We start from the raw sequence: 23,681 nt of genomic DNA, 5'->3' as shown, positions 1-23,681 counted from the left end.
TCGGTATGATGTCATTCCAGATTTTGATAACCTAAAAATTCCAAATTTTTAATCCATGCCAGAAAAAATTTGTAGCCCCACTAATACTTTTTCCGTGTTGGATAAATCACCAATAATTTTCTTGATCGGTTCGGGCAACTTTCTCACCAAAGTAGGCAACGCAAGGATGCTGTCCTCGATCGCCAACTCGGGGTGTTGGGTCAAATCGATGATTTCAATTTGGTATTTGCCGTTTAAATATTCCTCACAAATCTTTTTTAAATTCGCAAAAGCGGTGAGGGATTTGGGGGTTTGTCCCGCTACGTACAGGCGCATTTGCCAAATCTCTGGGTTTTGATTATCAAGTGAATCGTTTGAATTTGTCATAGTGGACGGCTCCTTAGTCCTCAGAGGGTCTGGTGAATGTGACGAGATTTTTGGATCAGATTACGATTGGCTAAAATCGCTCGCTTAGTTTCTTCTTCTTCTAACGCTAATAGTTCTAGTTCTTCATCTTGGCTATTTAATTGCATTTGCAGGGCATCGATCTCGGCTTGTAGTAAATATTTTTTTCGCTCAAAATTGCGTTTTTTCAAACCAAGGGTCTGTTGGTGCTTTTTGGCGATCACCTCTTCTTGTAGCATCTGATTAATCCTTTGGGTACCTGTTAGCACCTGCCCTTCGCCAATATAAGCTTCGATTAAATCTACTCCATCACTGCTCAGAATGAATTCCCGCACTTGGTTGGAGTGGACCATTCCCCTGGATTTCAAAATATAGAGAATGCGATTTCGTTCTCCATTTACTTTCAGGGTCTGCAGCTCCAGCCAGGTATCCATTAAAGAGGACACTCCAATCTCTGTTTGTTCATTATCATAGTCCACATTTCCTCCAGTCAAATCAGTTAAAAAAACGGTAATTTGTTGGCTTTTTAAGTAATCAATTAAGCGCATAAAAAAATTTTTTGCTTGATTTAAGCTTCCACTCGTAATCAAATTACTCATGGGATCCACAATTACTAAACTCGGTTTAAAATTCTTGATCCAACTATGGATCTTAAAGAGTCGCATTTCCAAATTGTAATTAGTGGGGCGAATAGCATCAAATTGTAGTAGTTCACTTTCCAAATAGGGAGATAAATCCAAACCGATGGATCGTAAATTACGGCAAATTTGTTGGGGGGATTCTTCCGTTGCGAGATACAAACACCGTTCTCCCCTCAGACAAGTGGCTTGGGCAAAAAATGCCGCCAGGGTAGTTTTTCCGGTGCCAGCCTTGCCCGTTGCTAAAATACTACTACCCCGGTAATAACCTTGCCCGCCAAACATTTCATCTAACTGGGGAATGCCTGTGGAAATTCGCTCTTGGGAAACAGTGTGATTAAGCACAAGGGAGGTGATGGGCAACACTGAAATACCATTTTCTTCAATTAAAAAAGGATATTCATTATTGCTATGGCGTGAGCCTCGATATTTGACCACTTGAATAGTTCTGGTGGCAACTTCTTCTACTGTTTTTTGATCAAGTTTGATAACACAATCAGACACATACTCTTCCAAGCCTTGCCTGGTTAAATTCTTGTCGCCTCTTTCACCAGTGATGATGACAGTAACGCCCTTTTCTTTTAACCAACGGAATAAACGTCGTAATTCTGCTCGGACAATATTGGCATTATTTAAACCAGAAAAAAGGACTTCAATTGTATCTAACAAGACCCGTTTTGCACCAATTTTATTAATGGCGTAACCCAACCGAATAAAGAGGGCTTCTAGGTCATATTCTCCCGTTTCTTCAATTTCGCTAGCTTCAACGTAAATGTGATCAATAAAAATTTTTTCCTTGGCAACTAAATCCTGTAAATCCCAACCTAAAGAAGCCACATTTTGAATGATTTCTTTGGAACTTTCTTCAAAGGAAACTAAAACCCCTGGCTCTCCATATTCCACTACTCCCCGCACTAAAAATTCCACTCCAAACAGAGTTTTACCACAACCGGCTGAGCCACAAATGAGGGTTGGCCGTCCCTGGGGTAAACCACCGTTGGTAATTTCATCAAAACCTTGGATTCCAGTGGGGCACTTAATTAGGGTCAGACTCTGACTGCTATCTGTCATAATTTTTATGAAACCAAGTAAAATTAATTTATCAATTAATAGGAATAATGCTAATGAAAATTAATCTTTAAATTTTTGGAAATTATTAAATTTGCTTGCAAGCATTAAGCAATGGCGTTTAAATCTATGTCGTAATTTTGTCCTCAGAATATTGGCAATACCCTGCCTAGGTTGACCAATGACTACGCCGTGGGCATGGCTACTCCAATCACCGTTAACGGCCGAACTAAAGATTAACTCCAACACCAGCAAGTCCCTAACCAAGGATTGCGGAATTTAACCCACTCCCTTGTTTGGTTTAATTTACGAGCTAGACGACGATGGAGATGCTCCCATTGTCCCATACAGCCACGGCAATAGTATTCATTAAAATAGCGATCCCCAGCTACTACAATTAAGTTATTCCTTCTTCAAAGATTCCTTGCACCATGGCCGAAAAACTATCTTCTTTACAACCAGCCCGCAAAAATTTTCAGTGGCTTCCCCTTCTAGGGGCTGGGGGCATAGTTCTAACCATGGCGATCGCCGTTATGTTCATTGGCCAGGGATTGCGTACCATTAGCCCTTGGCTCCGCATCGGCAATAGTGAAGCCAAAGGGGAAATTTCTACCCTCGTGGTGCAACAAATCCGGGCGGTCAGTGAATTAAGCACCACTATTTTTGCCATGGAAACGGTGATACCCACCAGTCAGGAACGGCAATGGGGCAATTTCACCCTGGGGCGTACCGATTTGCTCTATATCGGTTATGGGGAGGTTCGGGCCGGCATCGACCTGGAACAGTTAAGTGAACAAAACATTGAACAAAAGAGTGGAAAGCTGATTGTTACCCTGCCTGCGCCCAAAATCCTAGACCAAAAAATTGACGTGGAACGCTCCCGTATCTACCAGTATGACCGGGGATTTCTTAATTTGGGCCCCGACACCGCTCCGGAGTTACAAAGTTTAGCCCAACGACAAACCCTGGCTAAAATCACCGCTGCTGCCTGTGACCAAGGCATTTTAGACCAGGCCAATGAACAAGCAGAAATTGCCGTGGGTGGCCTACTTAGGGGAACAGGCTACACAGAAGTAGAAATCAAAACTAGTATTCCCGGTATTTGTGCCCCATCTACTTCATCCTAAAATATCAGGTCCAAAGATAAAGATTAAACTTAGCTCAGGAAGCCTGTAACTTATTGATGTATTCCCGGAAGCGTTCCAAGTCTGCTTGGATGGTAGATTCCACCACCCGACCGAGGAAGAGATTATCCATTAGCAATGCCAACCAGCCTGGTACGTTATAGGCAATGGTGAGGCGGACAATACTTTTCCCTTGGCGATCGTAAAAGCGCACAGCGCCCCGATTGGGTAAACCGTCCACTGATTCCCATTGGATAATTTGCTGGGAAATTAATTTAGTAATTCGTGATAACCAGGTGAACTCCAAACTACCACTGGCCAGCTTCCAGCGGGAAAGGTCGGGATTATCCTCAAGTACTTTGACAGAATCGATCCATTTCATCCAGCGGGGCATCTGCTCCAGGTCAGACCACAGTTGCCACACCAATTCAATGGGAGCATCCACTTCCACCTGCACACTATGTTCTAGCCAATTAGCCATGGGATTTCAGAAAAATTATTGGGGGGAAGGGACAGGGATTTGTAAACGGGCTTGGTTAGCCAAAACGGCCTGGGCGGCCTGGCGACCGGAAAGGGTGGCCCCCTCCATACTATCGATGTAATCCTGTTGGGTGTAGCTGCCAGCTAAAAAGAAGTTGGCGATGGGGGTTGTTTGGCTGGGGCGGAAAAGATCCATGCCCGGAGATTCCCGGTATAGGGATTGGGCTAATTTAACCACGCTGTACCAAGTCATGTTCAAATCCGCCGCCGAAGGGAACAGAGCTTTAACCTGTTTCAGTACCCGATAGGCGATCGCCTCGTTGGACTCTTTCATGAAGGGATCACCGGGGGTAAGCACTAGTTGCAGGAGGGAACCTTCCCCGGGTCGGTGATAATCAGCGGGACTAGTGAGGGCCAAATCGGCAAAACAGGAAAATTCGGCATCGCTGGTATAGAGCAGGTTGTCCAAGCCAAAGGCTTGTTCTAGCTGTTTGCGTTTAGCGGGGTCATTCATTTCCGTTACCCAGCCGTCAAAGCGCAGTTGCACTGTGGCCACGGGAACAGTATCCAGGTAGTAAATTTTGTTGAAAAAGTCCCATTGGGTACGCCAGCTTTCCGGCAACAGGTTTTTAATGCCCGGCACGTCACAGGCGGCCACATAGGCATCGGCGATTACGGTTTTGGTGTCAGAGCCATCGTTGATCACTAAGCCGGTTACTTTAGTTTCTCCGTCAAATACCTTGGTGTGAATTTCCTTGACTCGATGCCTGGTGTAAAACTTGGCCCCCCGTTTTTCCAAATATTCCTGAATGGGTTTATGCAAATATTCCTGGGGTGAGCCTTCCAACATCCGCAACACCGAAGCTTCCGTACGGGCGGCAAACAGTTGGAAAATGGTCAGCATGCACCGGGCGGAAATGTTTTCCGTGTCGATAAAACCCAATGCATAGGCGATCGGGTCCCACATTTTTTTCAAACTACCTTCGTTACCCCCTTTGCTGAGGAACCATTCTGCAAAGCTAATCCTGTCTAAATCCCGGATGGTTTTCATGGCGCCGTCAAAGTCCACTAAGCCCCGCACAATGGGACTGGTGGCCAGGGCAATGGAGTTGGCAATTTTATCCTGGGTATCCAGTTGGGAAGTGGTGAAAAATGCCTTTAAGCCATTGAATGGAGCGCCGGTGAAGAAGCGAAAATCCAATTCGCCAATGCGTCCTCCTTGGTTAATGAAGGTGTGGGTATGTTGCTTGAGCCGCAAATTTTGCTTAGCCCCCACCTTTTCCATCAAGTTGAAAAGATTGTAGTAACAGCCGAAAAAGACATGCAAGCCCATTTCGATGTGGTTGCCGTCGCCGTCCACCCAACTGCCCACTTTGCCGCCGATGAAACTCCTGGCTTCGTAAAGTTCAACTTCGTGGCCCGCATCCACCAATTCCACTGCGGTGGCCATCCCCGCCAATCCCGCTCCTACAATTGCAACACGCATTTCGGCTTCACCCTATGATTGAACTTTGCCAGATAAATTAGCACTGTTACAAATTTTAATCTTCCTTAAACCCTCCCGGCAAGCGCCCAAGTTCTCCGCCGCGATAGTCTAAAGTGATGGGTAGAAGTAGTTTGCGTTCATAGTTTATTGCTCCCCATGCCCCTGCCGGTCTTGAGTTCCTTGCCCCATTCCCTTTGTGCCCTGGTGTTACTGTTAGCTCTGCACAGTCCTTTGCTGTTGCCCACCCAGGCGATCGCCGCTGACCTCAGCCTCGTTAGGGAAAGAAATAGCCAAACCCTCAAACCCTACCTCGACCAGGCGATCGAGCGGGTAACGGAGTTTCAACTGGATAATGGTTTGAAATTTATCGTTATGGAGAATAATGAGGCTCCAGTGGTCTCCTTTTACACCTATTTTGATGTGGGGGGAGTGGATGAACCGGTGGGAAAAACCGGCGTGGCCCACTTTCTGGAGCACATGGCTTTTAAGGGCACAGAACGCATTGGCACCAAGGATTTTGCCCAGGAACAAAAGCTACTAGACCAATTGGACGAAGTGTTTGGACAAATCACCCAGGCCAGGGCCAAGGGAGATAAAACGACGGAGGAAAAGTTACAACAGAAATTTGAGCAAATCCAACAACAGGCCCAGAGCTTAGTCCAACAGAATGAATTTGGGCAAATCATCCAGATGGCCGGGGGAGTGGGCTTAAATGCAGCCACCAGTGCCGATGCCACGTTTTATTTCTACAGTTTGCCGGCCAACAAATTGGAACTGTGGATGTCCTTAGAGTCGGAGCGGTTTTTGGAACCAGTATTTCGGGAATTTTACCAGGAACAGGAGGTAATTCTAGAAGAGCGGCGCATGCGTACGGAAAATAACCCGGTGGGGCAAATGGTAGAGGAATTTTTAGACACGGCTTTTACTAAACATCCCTACCGTCGCCCGGTGATTGGCTATGACGAGGATATCCGCAACCTTTCCCGCCAAGATGTGACGGATTTTTACGAAAAATATTACACCCCTGGCAATATGACCATTGCGGTAGTGGGGGATGTGAAGGCTGACCAAGTGAAAAATTTGGCGCAGAAATATTTTGGTCGTTTCCCCAAGCGCCCCCCTACGCCCCAGGTAACGGTGGTGGAGCCCCCCCAGACACAGCAGAAGGAAATTAATTTAACCCTACCTTCCCAGCCATGGTATTTCGAGGGTTACCACAGCCCGGCCTTTGATGACCCCGATAGTGCGGTGTTTGATGTGATGACGACTATTCTCAGCAGTGGCCGCACTTCCCGTTTATATCAATCCTTGGTGGAGGAACAACAGTTGGCGTTGATGGCCCAAGGTTTTAACGGTTTTCCGGCCGATAAATTTCCCAACCTGTTAATGTTCTATGCCCAGAGTGTCCCCGGTCGCAGTTTAGATGAACTTAGCCAAGCGTTACATGGGGAAATTGAACGGCTAAAAACGGAGCCTGTGACCCAGGAAGAACTGGAACGGGCCCAAAATTTACTGCAAATTTCTGCTCTGCAATCCCTTAATTCCAATATGGGCATGGCCCAACTGTTAGTGAAATATAACGTCCGCACGGGGGATTGGCGCAATCTCTTTGCCCAGCTAGGGGCGATCGCCGCTGTGACTCCGGAGGACATTCAACGGGTGGCCCAAGAAACTTTCCGCCCGGAGAACAGTACCATCGGTCGAATTTTGCCGGAATCTACAAACCCATGATTCCCTTAGAGCATCCAATTTTGCTGGCAAGCTTTGCCCATATCGACCGTTCTGTGGGGGGCCATAATCTTTCTGGCCAGGAATATGCCATTGCTCGTCGGGTGATCCACAGCACCGCCGACTTTGATTTTCTCCACCTGATCCGTTTTACCCCGGCTTTAGCCAAGGCTGAATTTGATCCAGATTTGCTGGCCAATCGGGCGATCACCAGGGGGATGGAGAGTTTACGGAATGGTCAGACCATTGTGGTGGATGTGAATATGGTCAAACAGGGCATTCAAGGTTTAGTGCAACGCACTTTCCAGAACCCCATCCAAACGGCGATTGATTTTGCCCCCACAGCCGCCCCTGGCAAAACCCTCACTGAAACTGGCATGGACCACTGTATTGCCCAATTTCCAGAAGCTATCTACGTTGTTGGCAATGCTCCCACCGCTCTTTTAACCCTCTCTCAGGCGATCGCCGTCGGTGAGGCCAGACCAGCCTTAGTGATCGGAGTGCCGGTGGGCTTCATTGGGGTGCTAGAAGCCAAAGAAGCGTTATCTACCTTGCCCTGTCCCCAAATTAGGGTGGAAGGCAATAAGGGCGGTTCCCCTGTGGCCGCTGGCATTATCAATGCGTTACTGATGTTGGCCTGGCAAGAAACCTGAAGAAAGTCCCCCCATAATTGGGGGGCCAGGGGGACGCTTCCAGCCGGCTCCTAGAGAATTTTTCGGCCCGTTAGGATACCCCGCACTTCTAACATGGCAGTATAGGTGGGGATAATATGGAGAGTCTCTTCGGCCGGGGTGAGTTCCAAGGCAATTTGCACCGCTTTTTCAAGATTCTCCTCCAAAATCAGCCTTGCGGTCTGCCTATCCCACGGCTCCTCACCCTGGCTAGGTTGCACTAAATTTTCCTGGCTATATTGCAAACGCAGGGCCATGTCATAAAGGCGATCGCCACTAACAATAAAAGTACCCCCGGAAGCCACCAGAGGTTCCGTATCCACATCCCAAATCCAAGAAACATCGGTGCCATCGGCAATGCGGTCATTGAGCACCAACAGGGTAGTGGAGCATTGTCCCTGCAGTTTAAGGTCATTGACGGCCCGAATAGTTTCATTTAAGCCCACCGGATTTTTTGACAGGAGAATGCGGACATGTTTGCCCTCCACGTCTAACTCCTCTGCCCGACCAAAAGCCGCCTTGAAACTGCGGATGTTGTTGAAAATTTTCTCTGTGTTGATGCCCAACTGTTGAGCTACCAGACCGGCGGCCAGGGTGTTGTATTTGTTATAAACACCGATGAGAATTTGCGGCCATTCACTGCTATGGAAAGCAGGCTGGCTTTTGTGAAATCCACAGCTAGGACATTGAAAATCCCCCAAATGAGAAAGGTAAACCCCTTGATAATCTAGGGACGTACCGCACTGGGGACAGTAAATGGAATCCACCGCATGGGGAATTTCCTCCAGATATAAATCTGGTTCGCTCAAGCCAAAGTAACAAACCTGTTGGGCCAACTTTTGCCCCAGATGGGAAAGGGTGGGATCATCGGCATTGACAGCAATGATGGTATCTTCCGCCAGGGAGGCGATCGCCTTTTGCCAGCGCTGACTAATGCTATCCACTTCCCCATAGCGGTCTAGTTGATCCCGGAAAAGATTCAAGGCCAAAATTGCCCTGGGTTGACAATCTTTTAGCACCAAAGGAAGCACATTTTCATCCACTTCCAAAATGGCAAAATCGGTGGATAAACGCCCAAATAGGTTGGCATCGGCCAGCAGAGCAGTAATTAAACCATTGATTAAGTTGGCGCCGGTGGCATTGTGGGTCACCCGATAACCCTGGTCCACCAAAATTTTCCGTAACAGCAATGAGGTGGTGGTTTTGCCATTGGTACCCACCACTAAAATCACCCCTTGGGACACTTGTTGAGCTAACAGCCCCAGCATCTTGGGATGTAAACGACGGGCAATCTCCCCCGGTAACACACTGGCAGCCCCCAGCCGAAGAGCTTTAACCACGGCCGTAACAATCTTGGCCACCCCCACTGCAATACCGAGGCGTATCCCATCGGCGATCGAAAGATTACTCATGAATATCTAAGAAAAATAAACTGCCCCCAAGCAACAGTAAGAAAATCAATCTCTACCGTATTTGTTCAAGATTACCGCTGAAGATTACCCCATCGGCGTGGAGCGGGGTAAAAAGCCGGGTAAATCAATGGGGCGACGGGAAGGTTTTGGCTCCTTAACTGCAAAACTGAGTCGGTCAATGGCGGAGATGGGGGCAACGGTTTTAGCCGGCTCCAAGGGAGGGGAGCAAGGAACTTCTTCTGCTTGATTCTTTTGCTCTTTTTGCTCCTTCTTGCTTACCGATGGCCGGTTAGCAGGTTCTCTATCCGGGGAAGGGGAAAAGTTTACCAAGCCCGGTGTTAGGTCGGCCACAGGAGCACTGGGCGGTTCATTGTTCACACTGGAGAATGAAGCTAACACATCACCGACGCTGGCCCAGGGTTTCACTTCCTTGGACTGGGCCGTCACCTTGGCCACCACCTCACCCACATCCTCTGAGGGAAGCAGATCGGGTTGGGCCAGGTATTGTTCTAGGGCAGACTTATATTGGAGGGTGTAGCGTTGTTGCCGTTGCAGACGGGCACTTAGTTCCTGGAGTTGTTGCTCAAAGCGGGCTACTTCCGAGTCATGGCGGCCGATCTGCCCTTTTAATTGTTCATTTTCCGCCTTCAAACTATTAACCTCGGTGCGAAGTCCTTGAATTTCTATCTCATTGGTATTACTGCTATTGCTATGCTCCCCACTGTGCAACTGATTTTGTTGGGCAATGATCAAATCCTGGCTGGCGGCCAATTGTTCCGTCAGGGTTTCCACCTGTAACTGTTGTTGCTTACAAGCTTCTTGGTAAACTTGCAGTTCCGCCACCGTATGGGCTAATTGTTCTTGGGCCTGGGTGAGGGAGATCGCCTGGTCTTGAATTAAATTTTCGGCACTGGAAGCCCGACGCTGGTGCCCCAGGAGTTCCTGTTCCGTGGAAGCTAGACGATTTCCCAGACTAATAACCTGCTCCTGTAAGGCTTCATGGGCCCGAAGAAAGGGTGGAATTAGGGTCACAGGGTTGTGGTCGTCCACCTCTTCGTACTGCAAATCGTCTCCCTCAAACATAACGGACGTTTCCTGCTCCAAGAGGGTCATTTCCTGCAGGGCCGCTTCCCCAGCTACTTCTGTTTCCACGAGCATTTCTTCTAACATTTCGATGCCGTCTAGTATGGTGCCCAAGTGCTCCTGGTCAGAGGGATTTGCCTGCGCCTGCACCTCTCCGCTTATCCCATTGAATAGTAGGGCCAGTTCTTCGGCGTTGACGTCCGCCGTGCCATTATTGTCAGGCTCAGGGAAAAAAGACAAGAAATCGGAATTATTCATAAAACTTAGGGCTGGGGGAAAGCAGAAGACAATGGCTATGGGCCGGGGGTAAGCCGTCACTGCCTATTGAAGATGGCTCGACTCCGGTTTAAGTTTCCAAGGCTGGGCATAAATTAGCCAGATTTGCTCAATTTTGCACAATTTGCATACTCAAGTCTAACCAGGGGGAACGGGTGATGGGGGCACTGCTGGAGATAAAGTCCACCCCAGTGCTGGCGATCGCCGTGAGATTGGCCAGGGTAACGTTGCCGGAAGCTTCAATGCGAATGAGGGGATTGGCTTGGCGGATTAATTTGACCGCAGTGGCCATGGTTTCAGTGTCCATGTTATCCAGCATGATAATTTCCACCTGGGCGGCGATCGCCTCTTCTACTTCCCCCAAGTTGCTGGTTTCCACCTCAATGGCCAGGGGATAGGGCAAATTTTGCCGTAGGGTCTGCACTGCTTTAGTAATGCTTCCCGCCGCTTGAATATGGTTATCCTTGACCATCACAGCATCATCCAAGCCGAGGCGATGGTTCATGGCTCCCCCCAAACGACTGGCATATTTTTCCAATACCCTCAAGCCTGGGGTGGTTTTTCTAGTGTCCACAAAACGGGTGGGATAGTCGGCAATCGCCTGGACGTATTGTCTGGTCATAGTGGCAATGCCGCTCAAACCCATTACCAAATTAAGGGCCACCCTTTCCCCAGTCAGTAAACTGCCCAAATCTCCGGCCATGGTGGCCACCACAGTGCCTGCCGTTACCGTTTGCCCCTCCCCAACTAAAACTTGGAACTCTATGGAGGGATCCAAAAGCTGAAAAATCCGAGCGGCCATGGGTAATCCCGCCATCGCGCCATTTTCCTTCGCCACCCAGCGGGCCTGGCCCCGATGCTGTAAACCAAGACCCTGGGTAGACCAATCTCCCCGGCCAATGTCCTCTGCCAACCATTGCTGGAGCCAAGGGTCAATAATTATCCAGGGGGGTAAACAGGTCATGGGGGCTGGGTTGATCACCAAAATTCACGCCAATATTTATTTAACATTGTCCCTAAATTAAGGCCAATCTAGCGTTGGGCAATGTCAACCAAAGCTTCTTGAATTAATTGCTCAGTGACACCATGGCGCTTCAGGCTAGCAATCAACGCCAACACCGTGTCATTTTCTAAGAGTTCCAAGTCGGCCCGTAAACCTTGCCCAATATAAGCTCTTGCTAGAGGTTGATGACCAAAAAAGCCAAGGGAAGGTGCAACTCTCTTCAAATCTTCCATTACGTCTTCTGGTATGCGGACTGTAATGGTCGTCATGGGACGATTTTTGTCTACCCGCTTCTTTAATGTCTCAGCCTTCATAAAGATTTCTCTCCTCACGTGTCGCTTTGCGGGCTGAAATGATTCTTATAGTGTCATTCTCGCGTTCAATGAAAACAACATACAACAAGTTCCAACGTCGATCTAAGCCAATCACAGAATCCCTTGCTTCATTAATTGCGACTGACATCAACTACCACAAGCATAGGGTCAAAGAAAGCTTCTACGGCTTGCTCAAAAGTAATTCCATCATGTTTGAGTGGGTTAATTCTTGCTTTCTCATCATTCCAAATAAATTGAATGCCGTTAAAGCAGAAGTTGACATCCATTGCCAATGTTTTAGTTAGGGCAGACTTAAATTCTCATCAAAAATTCTGGTCTTGGATGTCCGATCGCCCTTGGAGAGCATTGGCCGGATAGACCAATAGCGTATTACCACTGCGCCCCACCACATAAACCTTTTCATCAATGGCGATCGCCACATCTGGATCCTGACATTCCGCTCGCCAGGAGTTGCCCTCATAGAGCACTCGACCGGTTTCCCCCGGTAAAATAGCCATTAAACATTGGCCTTCCACCGCATCCCGCAAAATACTTTTCTGCCGAGGATGGGGGAGAAAGCGCCGCAGTAAAATAATTGACAACACCGATAACCCCAGCCAACAAAGGGACTGGAGGGCAAAACTGCCGGGTACCAGCAGGGCCACCCCAGCGGTAGCCACAGCGCTTAATCCCATCACAACGGCGACAAAATCCACCGGGAAAATAACTTCCACAAGGCAGAGTATGGTGCCTGCTACAATCCAAAGATAAACAGGGGACATAGGAAATAGCTTGGGCCTGCGGTTGAAGCCGAAAAATCAGTGACTAGGGAGAAAATACTCCCCTCTCCCCCAATCCTAACCCAGTCCTTTGATTCCCGGTGATGGCAAGTTTGTTGAATTTTCTTTACAATTGTGCTTAAGTTGACAGTCCAGCTCCCCAAAGTTGGGTTAACCTGAAGGTAGTTGAGCTAAGGCCGACAACATAGCTGTGTTTAGCTGTTACCTCAAAGTCACGTCGGACCCCGTTCTTTGTTTCCTGACCACCACTGCGAGATATAAAAATATGACTACTGCTACCCTTGCATCTGCTTCTAACTCTGATTCCGCCATTTGGAACAGTCTCAAATTGGCGATCGCTGACAGCTCCGGTTTCAAATGCTGGCAGGATGATAATGGCGAGGCTGTGGTGTCTAAAACAGAAACTGTGGCCCCTCTCCTGCTCGACGCCCAAGTACGTCACTATCTTCGTCAAACCCTAGAAACCCTAGCCTACTAGGAACTACTCTTCAGTTTTCGTTCATCTATGACTGCGGTAATTTTGGCTTTTGGTGCCCTAGTCCATTGTCTTCTTCCCTCCCCTGCCCCAGGGGTTTTTTTCTGCCTTAATCTGGAGAGAGCATCGACAAACCGCTGGCTGTAGCCTGGGATGCGGAGTGAGGGAGTGATAATCCCGTAGTATCTTGTACAGTAGCAACGCATTCTGGGTGTTGTTAGCGTCACTATCTTGTCCTAGAGGTTCCCATGAACTTGGCAGTTCCTGCATTCGGTATTTCCACTAACTGGTCTGGTAATGGCAATGGTTCCAACTCTGAAGAAGAGTCGGTGCTTTACCAGCGGTTAAAGATGGTGGAGGAATTGTGGGAAAGGGTGCTCCAGAGTGAATGTGGCCAGGAATTGGTGGATTTACTGACGGAATTGCGGCTCCAGGGTACCCATGAGGCGATCGCCAGCGAAATTTCCGAAGAAGTTATCATGGGCATTACTCAGCGGATTGAGCATTTGGAACTCAATGATGCCATCCGAGCAGCCCGGGCTTTTGCCCTGTATTTCCAACTGATTAACATTGTTGAACAGCACTACGAACAAAACGAGCAACAGCGTAACCGTTGGGAGGCTTCCCAGGAAACCAACTTCTATGAGCAGGCTGGCAATGAAGAAGAATTGGTGAATCCATCAAGGCTTGGGTCCTCGGCGGGGCCCTTGCCGGTGGGAATTGATCAAAACGAAGTGCAAGCTTCGGTGGGTACTTTTCACTGGTTAATGAGGGAGCTAAAACGTCTCAATGTGCCCCCCCAACACATCCAGGATTTACTGGATCATTTGGACATTCGTCTGGTGATCACCGCCCACCCCACGGAAATTGTCCGCCACACCATTCGCCGCAAGCAAAGAAGGGTAGACCGCATTCTGCGCAAGTTGGATCAACTGCAGGGTTCTGTGGTGGGTCGGGACTGGCTCAACACCTGGGACGCAAAAACGGCGATCGCCCAATTAACCGAGGAAATCCGCTTCTGGTGGCGCACCGACGAGCTCCATCAGTTCAAGCCCACCGTGTTGGATGAAGTGGACTATTCCCTCCATTATTTTGATGAAGTGCTGTTCGACGCTGTGCCAGAATTGTCCAAACGCTTAGGGCAAGCCATCAAGGAAACTTTTCCCCATCTGCGGGCCCCCCGGGCTAATTTTTGCTATTTTGGCTCCTGGGTCGGCGGCGATCGGGACGGCAACCCTTCTGTGACTCCGGAGGTAACCTGGCAAACGGCCTGCTATCAACGGGGTTTAGTGCTGGGCAAATATCTGTTTAGCTTGGGAGAACTGGTGGCCATTCTCAGTCCTTCCCTGCATTGGTGTAAGGTGTCCCAGGAATTGTTGGATTCCCTAGAACGGGACCGCATTCAATTACCGGAAATTTATGAAGAGTTGTCCCTCCGCTATCGCCAGGAACCCTATCGGATGAAGCTGGCCTACGTTACCCAGCGGCTAGAAAATACCCTGCGGCGCAATAACCGTTTAGCTAACCCGGAAGAACGGCAAACCATGATCACCATGCCTGCCGAAAATCACTATCGTACCGGGGAAGAATTATTAGAGGAATTAAGGCTAATTCAGCGTAATCTCACCGAAACGGGGCTGACCTGTTTGGAGTTGGAAAACCTCATTACCCAGTTGGAAGTCTATGGCTTCAATCTGGCCCAGTTGGATTTTCGCCAAGAGTCGTCCCGCCACGCCGAGGCGATCGCCGAAATTGCTGAGTATATGGGAGTACTCACCACTCCCTATGAGGAAATGCCCGAAGCGGATAAATTGGCCTGGCTGGCGATCGAGCTCCAAACCCGCCGGCCTCTGATTCCCCAGGAAATGCCCTTTTCGGAACGGACCAGGGAAACCATTGAAACCCTCCGCACCCTGCGCCATCTGCAGATGGAATTTGGGGTGGATATTTGCCAAACTTACATCATCAGCATGACCAACGATGCCAGTGATGTGTTGGAAGTATTGCTATTAGCCAAGGAAGCCGGATTGTATGACCCCGCTACGGCGGCCAATTCCCTCCGCATTGTGCCCCTGTTTGAAACAGTGGAAGATCTAAAAAATGCCCCGGGGATTATGGATTCCCTTTTCAGCTTGCCCTTTTACCGTGCCACTTTGGCCGGCAGTTACCAATCTCTCCGGGAATTGGAAAGTCAGCCCCGGGACTATTACCAAATTCCCACCACCAAGGCTCAATTAAGTCCCGGTAATCTCCAGGAAATTATGGTGGGTTATTCCGACAGCAATAAAGATTCGGGCTTTTTGAGTAGTAACTGGGAAATTCACAAGGCTCAAAAAGCACTCCAGGCCGTGGCCCAAAAGCATCGGGTGATTCTCCGGTTGTTCCACGGTCGAGGAGGATCCGTTGGTCGGGGGGGCGGTCCAGCCTATAAAGCCATTTTGGCCCAGCCCGCAGGCACCGTGGATGGTCGGATCAAAATTACCGAACAAGGGGAAGTATTAGCCTCTAAATATTCCCTGCCGGAGTTGGCCCTATACAACCTGGAAACTTTAACCACGGCGGTCATTCAAGCTAGTTTACTTAAAAGCAGTTTTGATTTCATTGAGCCCTGGAACCGGATTATGGAGGAGTTGGCCTGCACCGCCCGTCGGGCCTACCGGAGTTTGATTTATGAAGAACCGGACTTTTTAGATTTCTTCCTGACGGTTACCCCCATTCCTGAAATTAGCGAGTTACAAATCAGTTCCCGCCCAGCCCGGCGCAAGGGGGGCAAAGCGGATCTCAGTAGTTTGCGGGCCATTCCCTGGGTGTTCAGTTGGACCCAAACCCGTTTCCTTTTGCCAGCTTGGTACGGGGTGGGGACGGCGTTGAAATCTTTTGTGGATCAAGATCCGGTTAAGAATATGAAGTTGTTGCGTTACTTTTACTTCAAATGGCCTTTTTTCAACATGGTGATCTCGAAGGTGGAAATGACCCTTTCCAAGGTGGATCTCACCATCGCTTCCCACTATGTGCAGGAGTTATCTAAGCCAGAAGACCGGGAGCGATTTGATCGCCTTTTCCAGCAGATCAAACAGGAGTATCAATTAACCAGGGATTTTGCCATGGAAATTACGGCCCATCCCCACCTCCTCGACGGCGATCGTTCTCTGCAACGGTCGGTGTTATTACGCAATCGCACCATTGTGCCCCTGGGACTATTGCAGATTTCCCTACTAAAACGTTTACGCCAAGTGACTCAGGAAGCGGAGACTAGTGGTGTGCGCTACCGTCGTTATTCCAAAGAAGAGCTACTGCGGGGGGCCCTGTTGACCATCAACGGTATTGCGGCGGGAATGCGTAATACTGGCTGATTCGGTGATAGGGTACCTAATATTGAGCTAGGGGCTAGGGATTATCCCCTTCCACCTCCGCTGTGTTTGAACATTACCCAACACCATAACCCCTAACCATGGAGAAAATTCGCCTTGCCTTAATTGAAGATGAAGATTTAATTCGCCAGGGCTTGCGGGATGCTTTAAACACCGAGCCTACTTTCCAATGGGTGGGGGAAGCGGCCAATGGCCGGTTAGGACTGGCAATGATGGAACAACAACGCCCCGACGTGGTGATCATTGACATTGGCTTGCCGGACATGAGTGGCATTGATGTTACCCAAAGGCTCAAAAAAGGCCCCCTTAATTGCCAATGTCGGGTGGTGATTTTGACCCTGAATCACCAGGAGGAAACGGTACTGGCCGCCTTTAGTGCCGGGGCCGATGCCTATTGCATGAAGGACAGCCGCCCGGAGTTGTTAATTGAGGCTATTCAAGCTACCCACAGTGGTTTTGCCTGGATTGACCCGGCGATCGCCAGAATAGTATTGGCCCATGCCCCGGCGGCGGAACCATCTGAACCGTCTTCCCCCAGTCGAACATCTTTGTCCTATGGGTTAACAGAAAGGGAATTGGAGGTTCTGCAATTAATTGTGGACGGTTGTAGTAATGCCGACATTGCGGAAAAACTCTATATCACCGTGGGCACAGTTAAAACCCATGTAAGAAATATCCTTAATAAGCTCTGCGCCAATGATCGTACCCAGGCGGCGGTACGGGCCATCCGCTCTGGACTGGTTAATTGAGGTCAATTAATTTGGGTCGTTGACATTGCCGGTGGCGATTGACTCCAAAGTGAAATTCAGGGTCTTAAACCTAATGCCTTGTCAGAAAAATGGGCATGTCGGCCCTAGGTCTATCTCCGCCGACTGGAACCGGGCAGAACTGTGCGCCAATTGGTTTTAGCGAGCTTTAACTGCTCTGGGGATACCTTGGCTGAGCCCAAATCCGCCCCGGAGAAGTTAGCCCCCTGGAGATTGGCGTATTTAAAATTAACGCCGTTGAGATTTGCTCCCCGTAGATCCGCCCCCCGTAGGTCGGCATAACCAAAGTAGGCATCGCTCAAATTGGCCCCTTTGAAGACGACATTTTTCAATCTGGCCTTGCCAAAGTCCGCCCTGGTCAGCTCCGCTTGCTCAAAATTGGCATTGGTCAAATTGGCTTGGTAACAGTTAATTCCCGGCACAAAAGCCTTAGCCAAAACGATGCCAACTAAATTCTGATCGGCAAAGTCCCGTTTGCCCTGGGCATACTCTGCCAAAAAAGTTTTGCCATTCCAACGTTTGATCTCCTGTTGACTGGCGATCGCCGGCTTTTCCTCTTCCCGTTCCCGACGAGAAAGGGGCTTTTGGTTAACCATGTTGTAATCAATACCCCCCGCCCCAACAGGTCCTCCATCCCCTGCATTGGAAGATGGGCGCACCCTAGTGGCCGGAGGCTCAACATTTTTCGGTTTAGCGGTGCGGGTTTTAATGCCAGTATTAAATTTAGTGGAGCTAGGTCCCCTGGGTTGGACGTTAGTGTTAAACCGAGTGGATGGGTCACCATAATCTGGAGACGCACTATTCCCCATGCGAATCCCCGTCACCGGTTCATCCCCAGCCCCTGTTATGGTGCTAAAGGGAGTAGAAACCATACCCTGCATCATACCGTCTTCATAGGTGGGCATCTCCAGGGCATCTAGCACCTGTTGGGCACTCTTGTAACGGTGGCGCACGGAAAGTTCCAGCATTTTGCGGATCACTTCAGCAAATTTGCTCGAAACTGTCACATGTTTTTCCCAGTCCATTTCCCCCGTTTGGCTATTGCAATCAATCTCCTTGGGAGTCTTGCCAGTTAGTAAATATAAACAAGTTACCCCGGTGGCATAAATATCGCTGGCGTAAACTGGGCGCATGGCCATCTGTTCTGGAGGCGCAAAACCCGCCGTGCCTACCGCAAAGGCCGTTAAGGCTGTTTGAGCTGAGGTGTTGGAAGATAAAACTGAATCAATTTGATTTTTCACCGCCCCAAAATCGATCAGCACTAATTTTTGGTCCGTTTGGCGACGAATTAGGTTAGCGGGCTTGATATCTCGATGAATAACTTTTTGGGAGTGGATATAGTCAAGGATGGGCAATATTTCTGTTAAAAATTGCTTGACACTGCCCTCGGTAAAAGTGCCATTTTTTTTCACTTCCTGGTGTAAATTATGACCTTTGACATACTCTTGCACTAAGTAAAACTGATGATTATCCTCAAAGTAATCCAGCAAACGAGGCACCTGGGGATGATTACCCACCCGCCCCAAGGTCTGGGCCTCCCGCTCAAACAGTTCTTTGGCCATACGGAACACATTGGCATCATCAGTTTGGGGCCGTAACTGCTTCACCACACAAATGGGAGTCCCGGGTAGTGCCACATCCGCTGCCGCAAAAGTAGCCCCAAATCCCCCCTTTCCTAATAAACCCAAGGTTTGGTAACGACCATTAAGGCGCAAGCTACTGCCACAGGCTTGGCACACCTGCACGTCATTCGGATTCTTAGGATGGGGACAATTGGGATTAACGCAAAAACTCATTCCGGTTCACCAGATGGTGTGATGTAAGACTAATCTATGCTTTATCGAATTCGCTAAATTTTCCGAAAAGTTGATGGGATTGGGAAAGCCACTCTATTTTAGGCTAGTTAGCGAGAAACTTTGGTTCATTGAGCCCCCGCCACCATAAATTTGTTCCGAAAGTTGTCAAACATTGGTTGGAATGGCCTGGGGTAATGCCTTCAGCGATACAATAGATGCCGCTGACGCCATAGCAAACCAAGCAAGCATTAATAAAAATCAGTAGAAAAGGAAACCCATGCGTATCTCTGTCAACTGGCTGGAATCCCTGGTTGAACTTAATTTATCTCCGGAAGAGCTTGGGGAATTGCTGACGATCGCCGGTTTGGAAGTGGAGGAAATCGAAGACCGTCGGAGTTGGGCGGCGGGGGTGGTGCTGGGGCGAGTAATTTCCCGGGAAAAACACCCCAATGCGGATAAATTAAGCGTTTGCGTGGTGGATATCGGGGCCGAAGAATCTTCTACCATCGTTTGTGGAGCCCCCAATGTGAGGGCAGACATTCTCGTGCCGGTGGCCACCCTGGGCAGTTATCTACCCAAAATGGATCTGAAAATTAAGCCGGCCAAGCTAAGGGGGGTAAAATCCTCCGGCATGATCTGTTCCTTGGCGGAGTTGGGTCTCAGTAAGGAGTCGGCGGGCATCCATATTTTTGCCGATTTGAATTTGCCCCTGGGTAGTCCCGTGGGGCCTCTGCTGGGCTTAGATGATGTAATTTTGGAAATTAGCCCCACTGCCAACCGGGCCGATGCCCTCAGTATGGTGGGGGTAGCTCGGGAAGTGGCGGCCCTCACCGGGGGTAAGTTGAGCCTGCCGGAGGTGAAAGACCTATTGGTATCGGACCAGGATTTGCCCATCAGTGTGACGGAACCCCAAGCTTGTCCGGCCTATGTGGGGACGGTGATGCGGGGGGTAAAGGTGGGCCCTTCCCCAGATTGGTTACAACAACGACTCTTGGCGGCGGGAACTAGGCCCATCAATAACGTGGTGGACGTGACTAATTACGTGCTTTTGGAATGGGGTCAGCCACTACATAGCTTTGACCAGGATAAATTGCAAGCCCTAGCGGCCGGAGCGGATATTAATCTGGGGGTAAGGTTTGCTAAGGAAGGGGAAAAGTTGATTACCCTGGATGACCAGGAACGGACATTGCAACCCCAAAATTTGTTAATTACCGCCAACAACCAACCAGTGGCGATCGCTGGGGTGATGGGGGGAGCGGCCACGGAAGTGGATGAAAATACCCAAAATATTGTGCTGGAAACTGCCCTATTTGATGGGGTCACTATTCGTAAATCCAGTAAGGCCATTAACCTCCGCAGTGAATCTTCCACTCGTTATGAACGGGGCGTGAACCAGTGTGAATTGGAAGTAGCCCTGCACCGGGCGATCGCCTTAATGACAGAACTGGCCGGGGGCACCGTGGTTCGCCAGGGCAAGGCCGACCAGCTGCAGAACCTGGGGAAAGTAGTAATTAATCTGCGTTTAAAACGCCTGCAACAATTGCTGGGTAAAGTGAACACCCCCAATGGCATTGGCGAGATTACCGCTGAAGATGTAGAACGAATTTTGACTGATCTAGGCTGTGAATTAACCCTGCAATCGGACAGTGCCAGTCCAGTGTGGGCTGTGACAGTGCCCTCCTACCGCCAACGGGACATTGAACGGGAAATTGACCTCATTGAAGAAGTGGCCAGGCTCTACGGCTATGACCATTTTTGTGAACAGTTACCCAATAATGCAGTGCCCGGTGGTTTATCCCCCACCTATCAAGCTGAGTTGGCCCTGCGGGAAGCCTGTCGGGGTGCTGGTTTAACGGAGGTGGTCCATTACTCCCTCGTCAAACCCCAAGGCCCCGAAGTGGTATTGGCCAATCCCCTCTTTGCGGAATATTCCGCTCTCCGCACCAATTTACTCGATGGTTTGATTACCGCCTTTGCCAATAACCAGGCCCAAAATAACGGGGCTTTGAATGCCTTTGAAGTGGGTCGAGTTTTTTGGCAAAACGAAGGGGACATTGGTGAAGCGGATCACCTGGCGGGCATTTGTGGCGGTTCCCAGATTACCCAAGGCACCTGGCCTCAAGGTGGTAAACCCCAAGCCATGGGCTGGTACGATGCCAAAGGTTTATTGGAAGAAATTTTTCAGCGTTTGGGCGTAATGGTCACCTACGGCGGCGATCGCCAAGACCCCCGCCTCCATCCCGGCCGCACTGCCCTATTAAGCTGTGACGGAACAATTTTGGGCCGTTTTGGGCAACTCCATCCCGAATTACGCCGAGAAAAGGGTCTGATTGATGAAGTTTACGCCTTTGAAATCGCCCTAGCCTCCCTATACCAAGCCATGGAAACCCAAATTCTGGGTACGCCCCATTTCCATTCCTACTCTCCCTACCCAGCGGTGGCCAGGGATTTGGCCCTCTACGCTCCCCTGGAATTGACGGTGGCGGAACTTACCCAAGCCATGGTCAAGGCCGGCGGCAATTTACTCGAGCAGGTAGAACTATTTGACGAATACCGGGGGCAATCCGTCCCGGCTGGACAACGCAGTCTCGCCTTCAGTTTGGCCTATCGGGTCGGCGATCGGACTCTCACCGATGCCGATGTAGAACCCCTACATAATCAAATCCGTGAAGCTTTGACCAAGCAATTTTCTGTTAGTTTACGAAGTTAAAAGGCTTAGAAAAGCCTCCCCGAACTGCCAAAATTAGGGGGAAACTCTCTATTACTGCCCTAACTTTAGTAGGCCGATGGGGGGAGAAACTACAATAGCTAAAACTTTGCGAACAAGCTTCTAAGAATATGTTTGAAAAGCCCCCCTGACCCCCCAAGTTTGGAGGAAAACAGAGGCAGATTCCCCCAATATTGCCGGAGCTTTAGTGAGGAGATTTAAAGGACGAAATCAGACTTTAAAAATAGGCTTTAAAGATCGAGGAAAAAGTTATCGGATAATTCATAGATTTTGGCAATATCTAACAAAAAATTAAGGCATTGTTCCGGATCCATGGCGTTGGGGCGTAGGGTGGTAAAGCCAGAATACCTTAACACTAAGGTCTTTACCTGTTCTGTTGACAAATCATTCACCGTGATAGCCTGCATAGACCAAACTTCAAAATTTCTGCTTTTGATCGGTAAGCACTCAATGATTTGGGGGGTATGATGCCGCTCATCCTGGACGATGCGATGATAGGTTTGATTGACCTGTTCATGCTCCCCCTCCAACACCTGTAAAAAAGCAGGCTTGCTGTAGCAAAGCAGTCCAGTAATGCCATTGGCCGCATTATTTCTTTGGGAAGATTCTAGAATGTCTTTTAAATCCTGGGACTGTAAGCTGGGAATACCCTGACTGCTGTAAATCAAACGGTACAAACTCATTTTTGTGCTTAGCTTTTAGCTATTTTATAATTTTAAGATTAATAATATTTTTGGTTGGCATCTGGATCAGGATTGAGAATAAGAGTTATGGACAAGGAAAACCATTCCCCTAAACCCGCCGTCCCGTCTCCCAGAAAGGCCGTCAGGAGTTGGTTTTGTTAGTGGGGAGAAATTCTGCCACCCGACCGAGTAATTCCTCCGGCACAAAAGGCTCGCTTAGGTACCCAGAAGCTTGACAAAGTTTGGTACGAATACCGCTGATTAAATTGTCTCCCTTACCCAATAGTAGGATTGGCACGTCTTTAAGTTGATTTGACTTACGACAAAACGAACAAAGTTGATAACCGTTCATATCCGGCAGGTCAGTATTTATGATAATCAGATCGGGGGGAGAATTCAACAAAACTGTTAAGGCCCGGAAAGGCTCATCTAGCATTGACGTTCGATAGCCTTCTTTTTCCAGGGAATAGACCATCATGCGTTGGTGAGCTTCCCGGTGGTCAACGTAGGCCACCAAAGGGCGATCATCCACCTGAATTTCTTGATAGGGGAGCATTTTGATCTCGCCAGTCTTGACCATCGGCTGTAACATCAGTGCCAACTCCAAAGTACTGATTTCCAGATGACTGGCAATTTCATACAGGCAATTTAAATTTTCCAAGCAAGTGTGGAAACGCCTTAGCCAATGTTGGCCATGGAGATTGTTTTTCACCAGATTCTGGCGTAACCTAAGCCAATTTTCCACTAGGGGTCGCTGGAAAGGCGAGTTAATATAGGATTTTAATTCCCACCAGTAGCGAATTTTATGCTTAATGGGAGTAATGGTTTTTTCTAACTCTAGATTTAAAAAAAGTTCGCTCAGTTCTTTTTCTTGATTAAAACGATAGGATGTTTTGGGTAAAGAAAGTACCTGCACTAGGGCTTCCTGGCTGGCTTGGGTCAAAATCGAACGGGTTTGCTGAAAGGAAAAAACATCTTTTTTCCATAGCTCGGAAAGAAAAAGATAATCGTCAGCAATTCTCGACGGCAGTTCAATGCCCCTCTGACGGAGGGTGCTACCGATTAGATAATTAAGTCTTTCTGAGCAACCGTTGGCACTGTTGGCCAGGTGAATACGACCATCTCCTAAATAAACTTGCCAGTAAACGAACTCGTCAAAGGGGTTTTGCACCACCAGTTTACCGCTAGCTTTTTGGTTGACAAGAGCATAGAGTAGCTTGGCGGGAATCGCCTGCTGAATTCGGGCATTATCTGGGAAAGAAGTGGACAGAACTAAATTGCTCATTATAGTGGTTGGGCAGTGGATGGAGATTGACGATGGTGAAATTAGTTAATTTGCGGAGCAATTGGCTGATTATTTAATGGTGTTGTGTCTTATTTGATTTCTAAGACTT

General features: G+C 48.9%; 21 protein-coding genes. 7 read left to right on the top strand and 14 right to left on the bottom strand.

Going from position 1 to position 23,681, the window contains the following annotated elements:
- Positions 1-48: 48 nt before the first annotated feature.
- Together IQE94_RS17015 and kaiC are read right to left on the bottom strand one after the other, a co-directional pair.
- Positions 49-366: a circadian clock KaiB family protein gene (locus tag IQE94_RS17015; protein WP_223342381.1), complete on the bottom strand. Its 318-nt coding sequence runs from the start codon at positions 364-366 to the stop codon at positions 49-51.
- 20 nt (positions 367-386) lie between these two features.
- Positions 387-2,093, bottom strand: coding sequence for a circadian clock protein KaiC (gene kaiC / locus IQE94_RS17010; RefSeq protein WP_223342380.1), 1,707 nt, complete (start codon positions 2,091-2,093; stop codon positions 387-389).
- A gap of 428 nt (positions 2,094-2,521) precedes the next feature.
- Between kaiC and IQE94_RS17005 the strand changes: the two genes are divergently transcribed.
- Positions 2,522-3,217, top strand: a complete 696-nt coding sequence (locus IQE94_RS17005) for a DUF4230 domain-containing protein (RefSeq protein ID WP_212719575.1) — start codon at positions 2,522-2,524, stop codon at positions 3,215-3,217.
- A 34-nt stretch (positions 3,218-3,251) separates the two neighbouring features.
- Here IQE94_RS17005 and IQE94_RS17000 read toward each other — a convergent pair whose 3' ends face one another.
- Positions 3,252-3,695 carry an SRPBCC family protein gene (locus IQE94_RS17000; protein WP_194015279.1) on the bottom strand — a complete coding sequence of 148 codons (444 nt, stop codon included), beginning with the start codon at positions 3,693-3,695 and terminating at the stop codon, positions 3,252-3,254.
- Between the two features lie 15 nt (positions 3,696-3,710).
- On the bottom strand, positions 3,711-5,180 hold the full coding sequence (gene zds / locus IQE94_RS16995; RefSeq protein ID WP_212719578.1) for a 9,9'-di-cis-zeta-carotene desaturase: 1,470 nt from the start codon (positions 5,178-5,180) through the stop codon (positions 3,711-3,713).
- Positions 5,181-5,336: 156 nt separating this feature from the next.
- Between zds and IQE94_RS16990 the strand changes: the two genes are divergently transcribed.
- Entirely contained in the window at positions 5,337-6,911 is a 1,575-nt protein-coding gene (locus IQE94_RS16990) for a pitrilysin family protein (RefSeq protein WP_223342379.1), read from the top strand.
- Positions 6,908-7,561, top strand: a complete 654-nt coding sequence (locus IQE94_RS16985; RefSeq protein ID WP_223342378.1) for a cobalt-precorrin-8X methylmutase — start codon at positions 6,908-6,910, stop codon at positions 7,559-7,561. The genes IQE94_RS16990 and IQE94_RS16985 overlap by 4 nt, the downstream gene beginning before the upstream one ends.
- Before the next feature lie 50 nt (positions 7,562-7,611).
- On the opposite strand, the gene IQE94_RS16980 is transcribed toward IQE94_RS16985, so the two are convergent.
- The 7 genes from IQE94_RS16980 to IQE94_RS16950 form a co-directional block, all read right to left on the bottom strand.
- Positions 7,612-8,991, bottom strand: coding sequence for a Mur ligase family protein (locus tag IQE94_RS16980; protein WP_212719598.1), 1,380 nt, complete (start codon positions 8,989-8,991; stop codon positions 7,612-7,614).
- Between the two features lie 84 nt (positions 8,992-9,075).
- Entirely contained in the window at positions 9,076-10,332 is a 1,257-nt protein-coding gene (locus tag IQE94_RS16975) for a hypothetical protein (RefSeq protein ID WP_212719601.1), read from the bottom strand.
- 127 nt (positions 10,333-10,459) lie between these two features.
- Entirely contained in the window at positions 10,460-11,314 is an 855-nt protein-coding gene (nadC, locus tag IQE94_RS16970) for a carboxylating nicotinate-nucleotide diphosphorylase (protein WP_212719604.1), read from the bottom strand.
- A gap of 68 nt (positions 11,315-11,382) precedes the next feature.
- Positions 11,383-11,667: a hypothetical protein gene (locus IQE94_RS16965; protein WP_212719607.1), complete on the bottom strand. Its 285-nt coding sequence runs from the start codon at positions 11,665-11,667 to the stop codon at positions 11,383-11,385.
- Complete coding sequence (locus IQE94_RS16960; protein ID WP_223342377.1) at positions 11,657-11,815, bottom strand: BrnT family toxin; 159 nt, start codon at positions 11,813-11,815, stop codon at positions 11,657-11,659. The genes IQE94_RS16965 and IQE94_RS16960 overlap by 11 nt, the downstream gene beginning before the upstream one ends.
- On the bottom strand, positions 11,799-11,954 hold the full coding sequence (locus tag IQE94_RS16955; RefSeq protein WP_223342376.1) for a hypothetical protein: 156 nt from the start codon (positions 11,952-11,954) through the stop codon (positions 11,799-11,801). The genes IQE94_RS16960 and IQE94_RS16955 overlap by 17 nt, the downstream gene beginning before the upstream one ends.
- A 36-nt stretch (positions 11,955-11,990) precedes the next feature.
- Positions 11,991-12,449, bottom strand: coding sequence for an NfeD family protein (locus tag IQE94_RS16950; protein WP_212719610.1), 459 nt, complete (start codon positions 12,447-12,449; stop codon positions 11,991-11,993).
- Between the two features lie 283 nt (positions 12,450-12,732).
- Here IQE94_RS16950 and IQE94_RS16945 point away from each other — a divergent pair, with 283 nt between their 5' ends.
- From IQE94_RS16945 to IQE94_RS16935, 3 genes are all read left to right on the top strand, one after another.
- Positions 12,733-12,945, top strand: coding sequence for a hypothetical protein (locus IQE94_RS16945; protein ID WP_223342375.1), 213 nt, complete (start codon positions 12,733-12,735; stop codon positions 12,943-12,945).
- Between the two features lie 245 nt (positions 12,946-13,190).
- Entirely contained in the window at positions 13,191-16,295 is a 3,105-nt protein-coding gene (gene ppc / locus IQE94_RS16940) for a phosphoenolpyruvate carboxylase (protein ID WP_212719625.1), read from the top strand.
- A 98-nt stretch (positions 16,296-16,393) separates the two neighbouring features.
- Positions 16,394-17,062, top strand: a complete 669-nt coding sequence (locus IQE94_RS16935) for a response regulator transcription factor (protein WP_212719641.1) — start codon at positions 16,394-16,396, stop codon at positions 17,060-17,062.
- A 110-nt stretch (positions 17,063-17,172) separates the two neighbouring features.
- Here the strand turns inward: IQE94_RS16935 and IQE94_RS16930 are convergent, their stop codons facing one another.
- The gene (locus IQE94_RS16930; protein WP_223342374.1) at positions 17,173-18,876 is read right to left on the bottom strand and encodes a serine/threonine-protein kinase; all 1,704 of its coding nucleotides are present in this window, start codon (positions 18,874-18,876) and stop codon (positions 17,173-17,175) included.
- 277 nt (positions 18,877-19,153) lie between these two features.
- Between IQE94_RS16930 and pheT the strand changes: the two genes are divergently transcribed.
- A complete protein-coding gene (pheT, locus tag IQE94_RS16925) occupies positions 19,154-21,586 on the top strand; it encodes a phenylalanine--tRNA ligase subunit beta (RefSeq protein ID WP_212719656.1) in 2,433 nt (810 codons plus the stop codon).
- 248 nt (positions 21,587-21,834) lie between these two features.
- Here the strand turns inward: pheT and IQE94_RS16920 are convergent, their stop codons facing one another.
- Together IQE94_RS16920 and IQE94_RS16915 are read right to left on the bottom strand one after the other, a co-directional pair.
- Positions 21,835-22,287, bottom strand: a complete 453-nt coding sequence (locus IQE94_RS16920; RefSeq protein ID WP_194015262.1) for a BLUF domain-containing protein — start codon at positions 22,285-22,287, stop codon at positions 21,835-21,837.
- A 142-nt stretch (positions 22,288-22,429) separates the two neighbouring features.
- Positions 22,430-23,572 (bottom strand): response regulator, encoded by a 1,143-nt coding sequence (locus IQE94_RS16915; protein ID WP_212719659.1) that lies wholly within the window; start codon positions 23,570-23,572, stop codon positions 22,430-22,432.
- Between the last annotated feature and the right edge of the window lie 109 nt (positions 23,573-23,681).

This window comes from Synechocystis sp. PCC 7339 (assembly GCF_019924095.1).
Lineage (GTDB): Bacteria > Cyanobacteriota > Cyanobacteriia > Cyanobacteriales > Microcystaceae > Synechocystis.
The sequence above is the reverse complement of the archived record's forward strand: the minus strand, read 5'-3'. Positions and strand labels throughout refer to the sequence as shown.

Bases quoted from the DNA above. Each gene is read 5' to 3' on its own strand.
- ppc (WP_212719625.1), top strand. From the start codon at position 13,191: ATGAACTTGGCAGTTCCTGCATTCGGTATTTCCACTAACTGGTCTGGT.
- IQE94_RS16990 (WP_223342379.1), top strand. From the start codon at position 5,337: ATGCCCCTGCCGGTCTTGAGTTCCTTGCCCCATTCCCTTTGTGCCCTG.
- IQE94_RS16965 (WP_212719607.1), bottom strand. From the start codon at position 11,667: ATGAAGGCTGAGACATTAAAGAAGCGGGTAGACAAAAATCGTCCCATG.
- IQE94_RS16945 (WP_223342375.1), top strand. From the start codon at position 12,733: ATGACTACTGCTACCCTTGCATCTGCTTCTAACTCTGATTCCGCCATT.
- IQE94_RS16915 (WP_212719659.1), bottom strand. From the start codon at position 23,572: ATGAGCAATTTAGTTCTGTCCACTTCTTTCCCAGATAATGCCCGAATT.
- IQE94_RS16955 (WP_223342376.1), bottom strand. From the start codon at position 11,954: ATGGATGTCAACTTCTGCTTTAACGGCATTCAATTTATTTGGAATGAT.
- IQE94_RS16980 (WP_212719598.1), bottom strand. From the start codon at position 8,991: ATGAGTAATCTTTCGATCGCCGATGGGATACGCCTCGGTATTGCAGTG.
- IQE94_RS16935 (WP_212719641.1), top strand. From the start codon at position 16,394: ATGGAGAAAATTCGCCTTGCCTTAATTGAAGATGAAGATTTAATTCGC.
- IQE94_RS16960 (WP_223342377.1), bottom strand. From the start codon at position 11,815: ATGTCAGTCGCAATTAATGAAGCAAGGGATTCTGTGATTGGCTTAGAT.
- IQE94_RS16985 (WP_223342378.1), top strand. From the start codon at position 6,908: ATGATTCCCTTAGAGCATCCAATTTTGCTGGCAAGCTTTGCCCATATC.
- IQE94_RS17000 (WP_194015279.1), bottom strand. From the start codon at position 3,695: ATGGCTAATTGGCTAGAACATAGTGTGCAGGTGGAAGTGGATGCTCCC.
- nadC (WP_212719604.1), bottom strand. From the start codon at position 11,314: ATGACCTGTTTACCCCCCTGGATAATTATTGACCCTTGGCTCCAGCAA.
- IQE94_RS17005 (WP_212719575.1), top strand. From the start codon at position 2,522: ATGGCCGAAAAACTATCTTCTTTACAACCAGCCCGCAAAAATTTTCAG.
- pheT (WP_212719656.1), top strand. From the start codon at position 19,154: ATGCGTATCTCTGTCAACTGGCTGGAATCCCTGGTTGAACTTAATTTA.
- IQE94_RS16975 (WP_212719601.1), bottom strand. From the start codon at position 10,332: ATGAATAATTCCGATTTCTTGTCTTTTTTCCCTGAGCCTGACAATAAT.
- IQE94_RS17015 (WP_223342381.1), bottom strand. From the start codon at position 366: ATGACAAATTCAAACGATTCACTTGATAATCAAAACCCAGAGATTTGG.
- kaiC (WP_223342380.1), bottom strand. From the start codon at position 2,093: ATGACAGATAGCAGTCAGAGTCTGACCCTAATTAAGTGCCCCACTGGA.
- IQE94_RS16920 (WP_194015262.1), bottom strand. From the start codon at position 22,287: ATGAGTTTGTACCGTTTGATTTACAGCAGTCAGGGTATTCCCAGCTTA.
- IQE94_RS16950 (WP_212719610.1), bottom strand. From the start codon at position 12,449: ATGTCCCCTGTTTATCTTTGGATTGTAGCAGGCACCATACTCTGCCTT.
- zds (WP_212719578.1), bottom strand. From the start codon at position 5,180: ATGCGTGTTGCAATTGTAGGAGCGGGATTGGCGGGGATGGCCACCGCA.
- IQE94_RS16930 (WP_223342374.1), bottom strand. From the start codon at position 18,876: ATGAGTTTTTGCGTTAATCCCAATTGTCCCCATCCTAAGAATCCGAAT.